The organism is Gemmata algarum (assembly GCF_034097035.1).
Classification (GTDB): domain Bacteria; phylum Planctomycetota; class Planctomycetia; order Gemmatales; family Gemmataceae; genus Gemmata; species Gemmata algarum.
Genome location: NZ_JAXBLV010000238.1, coordinates 21,808 through 28,392 on the forward strand (window position 1 = coordinate 21,808; position 6,585 = coordinate 28,392).

The window sequence follows — 6,585 nt, forward strand, 5'->3', positions numbered from 1 at the left end:
AAGAGAAGCCCGAGCCGCTGAACACCTCTTTCCGCCATTCTCGGAAGGTGTGCAGGATGCGATCCATTCTGGAGGGGTACGGGGGTGGCGACTATGCGGAGCTTGCATTGCGATTGCGGACATGGATTTGCACTCCAACGTAATCCCTCATGATGCCATGTATCTGATTGGCCTCGCATTTTATCGACAGTTGCTGCACGACGCAAAAGCTATCGATCCACTTCGGCCCGACTGGCTTACCTCCGACGTAATCGCAATCGCCCAAGGAATGCACACGAACCCTACCATTGACGGGTACCCAATTCTCTCCGACGCGCTCCGTGACGCGGGGTGCGAAGATGCGCTCATCCACGAACACTTACAATCGTGCCCCGACCACGGGCCGAGTTGCTGGGTGGTGGAAATGATCCTCCAACAAATGCAAACGGCCGGGCACTAAGCCCGGCCGTCTCGAACCTGCGTCGCGGTCACTTACTTGTCGCCTTTGATGGTGTGCTTCATCATCACCCGGCACGCCTTCTCGCACTTCCGGCACTCGGCCGCACATTGCTTCATGATCGCGTCGTGTTCGGCGTGCTTCTCACACGCGTCGCCGCACCGCTTGCACGCCTCGGCGCACGCCGTGCAGATCAAGTCCGAGAACGGCCCGCTTTTGATCACGATCGCCGACGCCGACTGACACAGGGTGGCACAGTCGATGCAGGTGCGGACCGTTTCGAGGTGCTCCTTCTTTCCCTCTGCGACCATCTTCGCGCAGTGGGCCGCGCACATGTTGCAGATCCGCGCGCAGTCGTCGCACTCCTTGGCACAGTCCATGAACTGAGACATGTGCGGGTCGGCGGCCTTCGATTGCTCTTTGGTTGCGGTGTCGGGCTGCTTGCCACCCACGGACACGGCCGTGCCGGCCACCGCGAACGACACCGCCAACAGCCCCAGAGCCCCGAACAGCTTGGTGCGGATCATGATTCCCCCTCTGTAAACGGAACGCCGGACCGCTCGAAGTGCGGCGGCACTGAGGGGTGCTGTGCAAACGTCGCGCCGCCGTCAGGCGGCGTTCCGCTCGCCGCGCTTCAGCCACTTTTGCATACCTTCCAGTTCGGCCTGCCACGCCCCGCTGAACCGCTTCTGCCCGAAGGCGTCGTACAACAGGTCGAGCGTCTGGGTCAGTTCACGGAGTTGGTTGGCGCGGTCGTCCAATTTCCCGCGGGCGTCGGCCCCTTCGTCGGGCGGCGGGAGCTTCGCCCCGCCCACGCCGAGCGTTTCGGCGTGGAGGGTCAGTTCGTACTGGTCGCTGTTCCGGACCAGCGTCAGCCCGACCTTCCGGGGCAGCTTACCGCTCTGGATCGCGCGGCGCGCCTCCGGGAGCCGCGTCGGGCCTTCGTGCGTGATGGTCTCGTGCCCGGTCTGCCCCCGGGGGCACTCCAGGTTGAGCGTGCGGGCGAGCATCAGCGTCACTTCGGAGCCGTCGAGGAGCTTGAGCGTGTCGGACTCGATGTCGGTGTAGTACCAGAGCCACAGCAGGAACTCGTTGCCGATGAAGTCCCGGCTGCTGTCGTCCGCGATCCAGGCGATGTCGGGCGACGCGTTGGGCACGAACGCGCTGGGCGCGGCGTCATCAACCGACCGGGTGAGCGAGTGCAGCTCCGCGAGCTGGTACGCGCGCCGGCCCGCCGTGACGCACTCCAACTCGTGCCCGAAGGTCTGCTCGAAGAGGCTGGTGAGCCGGTCGACCTGGGTGAGCGAGGTGGCGCCGAACAGCACCTCGTTCGTCTGGCGGTCCCACAGGACGGGCACGCACTTCCGTTTGCGGTAGCGGCCGTCCTTGGCCTCCTGTTCGAGCCGCTGGCGGGCGATCTCCTTCGCCTCGCGCTTCTGGCGCGCGCTGGCGAACCCGCTGGGGTTGTCCTTCGAGAGCGCCTTGAGTTCGACGGCGGTGTACGCGCGCAGCAGGTCGCCGGGGAGCTTCTCGGTGTCGACGCGCAGCTCGAAGTTGAGCGTGTCGTTGATGATGTTCTTCTCGAACCCGAAGTCGGTGTCGAGGATGTGTTCGCCGGCGGTCCAGCCGGTTTCGACCCCGTCGGCGGACGCGATCCGCTGGCGGCCGGCCTGGTGGTCGGAGAGGCGGGCGAGGTGCTCGTCGTCGAACTGGCGCGGCGCCGGGCCGTTCACCTTGAAGCGCAGACACGTCACGCGCCCTGCGAAAAAGCCCATCTCCAACCTCCGTGTCGAAAGCGGTGTGGGTGCGAGCGGGAGCGCGAAACCCGCGGCAGGCCCCGGCCCGCCGCCGTTCCCACGCCCGCACTCGCACCCACACGCCGCCGCGAAGCGGGGGCGGTCAGCCGACCAGCACGGCCTCGCTCACTTCGCAGTCCTTGCGGCGCATCTCCTCCAGAATGATCGGATGCCAGGCGGCGTCGCGCTCATCGGAGGGCACATAATTTTCGCGCGCCCAGCGGCGGAGCCGCAGCTCCTCAATGAAATCCACGCTGTCGGCGGCGCCGCTGGTGTACATGGCCCTGGCCCTTTCGCAGTCTGTTAGCCCGCACGGTTGCGGGCCTCACCGCTTGGCCGGTGCCGCCACAGGCGCCAGCGGGTCGGTGAGGAGAGGTACTGCCGGAACGCCGGCAGAGCAAGAAAATTCTGAGCGGAGCAAGTTATAGGAACCCCCAAAAGCTCGGCAACGCGAGCGGAGAATTTTATCTGTAAACCGGGACGAACGTTCCGCCACACGCAACTTAAGAGAAGTCCCACAAAATCGGATGTGATGAGCCCCGGTAACCTGGGTCGGGTGGGCAACCTTTGAAAACGGCGGTTGTGCGCCCGGCGTAACGCGGGTACGGTGCCGATTAAGCGGGACGGTCTTCCACAGGACGGAACAGAAATGGACTTCTACGTCGGCACCAGCGGGTACTCGTACCCGGAGTGGAAGGGGAGCTTCTACCCGCTCAAGTTCCCGGCCAACAAGATGCTGGGCTACTACGCCGGGCGGTTCCGTGCCGTCGAGATCAACAACACGTTCTACCGCCCCCCGACCGCAGCGCTTCTGGAAGGCTGGGCGCGACAGGTGCCCGAAGGGTTCCGGTTCGTGCTGAAAGCGCCGCAAGAGATCACGCACGTGAGGCGTCTCGCCGGCGCGTGCGATCAGGTCGCGTCCCTGGTCACGACCGCGGACGTACTCGGCGACCGGTTCGGCCCGGTGCTGTTCCAGTTGCCGCCGGCGTTCCGCAAGGACGTTCCGCTCCTGAACGAGTTCCTGGGCCGGTTGCCGGCGTGCCGGGTGGCGTTCGAGTTCCGCCACCCGTCGTGGTTTGAAGAGGACGTGTTCGACCTGCTGCGCGACCACCAGGCCGCGCTCTGCATCGCCGACGCCGACGACGGACCGGATGTCCCCTTCGTCCCGACTGCGGGCTGGGGCTACGTGCGCCTGCGCCGCGCCGAGTACGACGATGCCGCACTGCGCGAGTGGGCGACGGCGCTGCGCGGCGCGGGGTGGCGCGAAGGGTACGTGTTCTTCAAGCACGAAGACGCCGGCGCCGGCCCGCGGCTGGCGTCGCGGCTGCTGGAGCTGCTCGCCGCGGGCACAGCGCCCCAAAAGCGGAGCGCGTGAAGGGCCGCAACGCCGTCCCCCGACCGCGAATCACAGAACCACGTCCTCCACCGATTCGATCGCGATCGCGTCGGCCCCCTCCTCGAACCGCTCCTCGGCCCCGTCGCGGTTGAGCACGTCCTGCGCGCGAAGGGAGCCGAAATCGAGCCGGGTCAGCCCCTCCAAATCCGCGACCGACTTCTGGACGGTCTTGAACTCGCCGGGGGTGAACTCTTCGAGCAGGTCGCCCACCAGCGTCGCCTGCGTGAGCACGAACGCCGCGGCCCCGAGCGTACCGTCGTCGCGCCGGAACGCGATCAGCTTCCAGTAGTCCAGCGGGATCTGGCAAATGCCGCGGTACATCTTGTCGGTGCTGCGGAACACGGGGCCGTTGAACACACACAGCCGGGACCGGTTCGCCTTACCCTGCGCCGCGACGTAGTCTTCCAGCTTGCCCCACAGTTTGAGGCCGGGAGGGGCCTGGTTCGACTTCCCCTGGTTGGTGACGAAGTGCTGCGGGGAGCAGTTGGTGAAGTGGAACGTGTCGTCGTTGGCCAGCTTCGCTTCGCCTCCCGCCCCCCAACCGGCATCGGCCCGACGGGTCAGGTGCCCGCGGTCGAAGTCGTTGTTCGAGTACAGCCCTTCACCGGCCTGAAACTCCTGCGGCACCCGGGGGTCGAAGAACCACTTGTCGCCGTCTTTGTCGCGCGGGATCGTGGGCGCGAGCGGGTCGTAATTCACCGCCGATACGAACGCCAGTTTCCGCGCCTTGTTGAACAGAACGCTGTAGTGGTGATATTTCAGCTCGAACTTCGCGTCGCCGTTCACCCCGGGCAGCGCAAACGCCTGCGCCTTGACGCCCGCGGTCAGTTTAGGAAGGGGAACCGATAGCCCGGCCCCGAGAAAATCGGGCTTGTACCCGGGCCGTCTCTTGTACTGGCGGTCGGAGGGGTCGGGAAGAATCTTCTCTCGCGCGTCAAGCCCCTCAGCGGGTCCAGGGACGACAAGCGAATCCGGTCCGCCGGCCAACACCGGCGTGCCGAGCGTGACGGTGATCTGGAGCGGGATCGTGAGCGTCACGCCCCCGGCGGTCAACTTGAGGTCGGGCATCGTGGTCACCTGCGGGTCTGGGACTGGAGGTAGAACCAAATCGGGAGGGACGACCGGACCGGCGCGGCCGGCCTCGGTCGCCTCCGGCGGCGCCTTGGCGTCGAGGAGCTGTGTCAGCAGCGCCCGAGCACTCGCGGGCACATTCGCCCGGGCGATGAACTCGACGAGCGTCGAGACCCGCACCCCCTCGTTCGCCTCCCACGCGAGCCGCGTGGGGTCGTCGCCCGGCTTCCACACCCGACCGTCGGTGGTCAGGAACTCGCCCTTGTTGTTCCGCTTGGGCACGCCGCTGTGGTGCAGCGCCACCACCTCCCACTGGTCGTTGAACACGGGCGAACCGGACGAGCCCGGCTCGGTGTCCGCCTCGTAGTGCGCGAACTGATCGAGCAGGTCGATCAGCCGGTTCTCGCGCACCACGACCTGCTTCATCTCGCCGCGCGGGTGCTGAACGATGTTGATCGGCTCCCCCACGACGATCTTGCCCTCGTCCTTGATGAGCGGGCACCAGCCGAACTCGCGCAGCCCGCGCCCGGCGCTCGTCTCCGCGACCGCGACGAGCGCGAAGTCCAGATCCTTGTCGTTCAGGAAAAACGCGCCCGGCTCGAGCCGGAACCGCGCGACCGGCAGCGCCGCCCCGAGCCGGTCCCGCTGGTAGTTGAACTCGACCTCGCTGCGGGCCGCGTCGGCCCGCGACTCAAGAACGTGGTGGTTCGTCAGCAGCAGCCGCGGCGACACCAGGAACCCGGTACCGTAGCTGACCCGCCCGCCCCCGATCTTCGTGACCACGCGCCCGACCGAGCGGCTGGCGAACAGCGCCTGCGCGAAGAACTCGACGAACTGGAAGTCGCGCGTCGCCCCGAGGACCCGCTCCAGGATCTGGTTGCTCACGAGGTCCGGGGACACGGCGGCCTCGGTCACCGCCCGCCCCACCACGGTGTACGCCTCTGCGCCCGCCAGGTCCGCCGCGACCGCCGTGACGAGTCCCGGAGCGGTCGCGCGCATCCGGCGGAGCAGCCGGTTGGCCCGCTTCGCCATCCGCTCCGAGGTGTCCAGGTCCGAGAACCGGCGCTCCCGCGCCGCCTCGTCGAACGCCTCGTGGCGCGGCGTGCGCGAATCCCACCGCTTCGCAGCGGCCAGGGCGACCTCGGGGTCAAAAGCCAACTGATTTGTGGGCGCTGACATAGGCGTGTTATGAGTTTAAGCCTGTTGGATATCGCTACTCAAATTAACGGTGAGGCTGCTGATCACAACAGTAATTGGCCCGATTCCCGATTTCTTCACAACTCCACCGTTTGCATCGCGCCCGCCAGCGCCACCGAGTTGCACCTCAATGCGCCCCCTCTGCCAGCGCCCGGCGGGTCGCGGATGGCGACACCGCGGCCCCATTGGTACCGGAGTTGCAGGCCCCTTGCGCAACAGCACTTGGGCTCCGCCGGGAACGGGTTACGGAGCGCACGCGCCAAGAACGGACGCGGTCGATGGAGTAACGCCATGCCGGAAGCGCCACAGCCGATGCGCGACGAGGTGCTCACGCCCCCCTGGCGGCCGGGCGAACGCCGCCCACCCGACGACCGGCTCGAGCGCGAGTGGCTGGTGACGAACGGGCTGGGCGGGTACGCGTCGGGAACCGTTTCTGGAATTGCCACGCGGCGATACCACGGGCTCCTCGTCGCGGCGCTCCCGGCGCCGCTCGGCCGCACGATGATGGTGAACCACCTTTGGGAATCCGTCCGCCTACCGGACTACCGCACGGTCTCGCTCGGCGGCGAGGAGCAGGCTGGCACAACGCCGAACATCCGCGGTGCGGAGCACCTCGCCGGGTTCCAACTCGAAGCCGGGCTCCCGGTATGGCGGTACGAGGTGGAGGGGTTCGAGCTGGAAAAGTGGAT

At 66.9% G+C, this 6,585-nt stretch carries 6 protein-coding genes; 2 read left to right on the forward strand and 4 right to left on the reverse strand.

What is annotated here, in order from left to right:
* Positions 1-471 precede the first annotated feature (471 nt).
* The 3 genes from R5W23_RS30355 to R5W23_RS30365 all read right to left on the reverse strand — a co-directional run bounded on the left by R5W23_RS30355 (position 472) and on the right by R5W23_RS30365 (position 2,512).
* Positions 472-963, reverse strand: coding sequence for a four-helix bundle copper-binding protein (locus R5W23_RS30355; RefSeq protein WP_320689624.1), 492 nt, complete (start codon positions 961-963; stop codon positions 472-474).
* An 81-nt stretch (positions 964-1,044) separates the two neighbouring features.
* On the reverse strand, positions 1,045-2,211 hold the full coding sequence (locus tag R5W23_RS30360; protein WP_320689625.1) for a hypothetical protein: 1,167 nt from the start codon (positions 2,209-2,211) through the stop codon (positions 1,045-1,047).
* 124 nt (positions 2,212-2,335) lie between these two features.
* Positions 2,336-2,512 carry a hypothetical protein gene (locus tag R5W23_RS30365; RefSeq protein ID WP_010043431.1) on the reverse strand — a complete coding sequence of 59 codons (177 nt, stop codon included), beginning with the start codon at positions 2,510-2,512 and terminating at the stop codon, positions 2,336-2,338.
* A gap of 369 nt (positions 2,513-2,881) precedes the next feature.
* On the opposite strand from R5W23_RS30365, the gene R5W23_RS30370 reads away from it, so the two are divergent.
* On the forward strand, positions 2,882-3,607 hold the full coding sequence (locus R5W23_RS30370) for a DUF72 domain-containing protein (protein WP_320689626.1): 726 nt from the start codon (positions 2,882-2,884) through the stop codon (positions 3,605-3,607).
* 30 nt (positions 3,608-3,637) lie between these two features.
* Here R5W23_RS30370 and R5W23_RS30375 read toward each other — a convergent pair whose 3' ends face one another.
* Positions 3,638-5,878 carry a DNA/RNA non-specific endonuclease gene (locus R5W23_RS30375; protein WP_320689627.1) on the reverse strand — a complete coding sequence of 747 codons (2,241 nt, stop codon included), beginning with the start codon at positions 5,876-5,878 and terminating at the stop codon, positions 3,638-3,640.
* Between the two features lie 309 nt (positions 5,879-6,187).
* On the opposite strand from R5W23_RS30375, the gene R5W23_RS30380 reads away from it, so the two are divergent.
* The coding region (locus tag R5W23_RS30380) for a glycogen debranching enzyme N-terminal domain-containing protein (RefSeq protein ID WP_320689628.1) at positions 6,188-6,585 on the forward strand (398 nt) is incomplete at its 3' end.

Coding starts and splice junctions, on each gene's coding strand:
- R5W23_RS30355 (WP_320689624.1), bottom strand. CDS start 963: ATGATCCGCACCAAGCTGTTCGGGGCTCTGGGGCTGTTGGCGGTGTCG.
- R5W23_RS30360 (WP_320689625.1), bottom strand. CDS start 2,211: ATGGGCTTTTTCGCAGGGCGCGTGACGTGTCTGCGCTTCAAGGTGAAC.
- R5W23_RS30365 (WP_010043431.1), bottom strand. CDS start 2,512: ATGTACACCAGCGGCGCCGCCGACAGCGTGGATTTCATTGAGGAGCTG.
- R5W23_RS30370 (WP_320689626.1), top strand. CDS start 2,882: ATGGACTTCTACGTCGGCACCAGCGGGTACTCGTACCCGGAGTGGAAG.
- R5W23_RS30375 (WP_320689627.1), bottom strand. CDS start 5,878: ATGTCAGCGCCCACAAATCAGTTGGCTTTTGACCCCGAGGTCGCCCTG.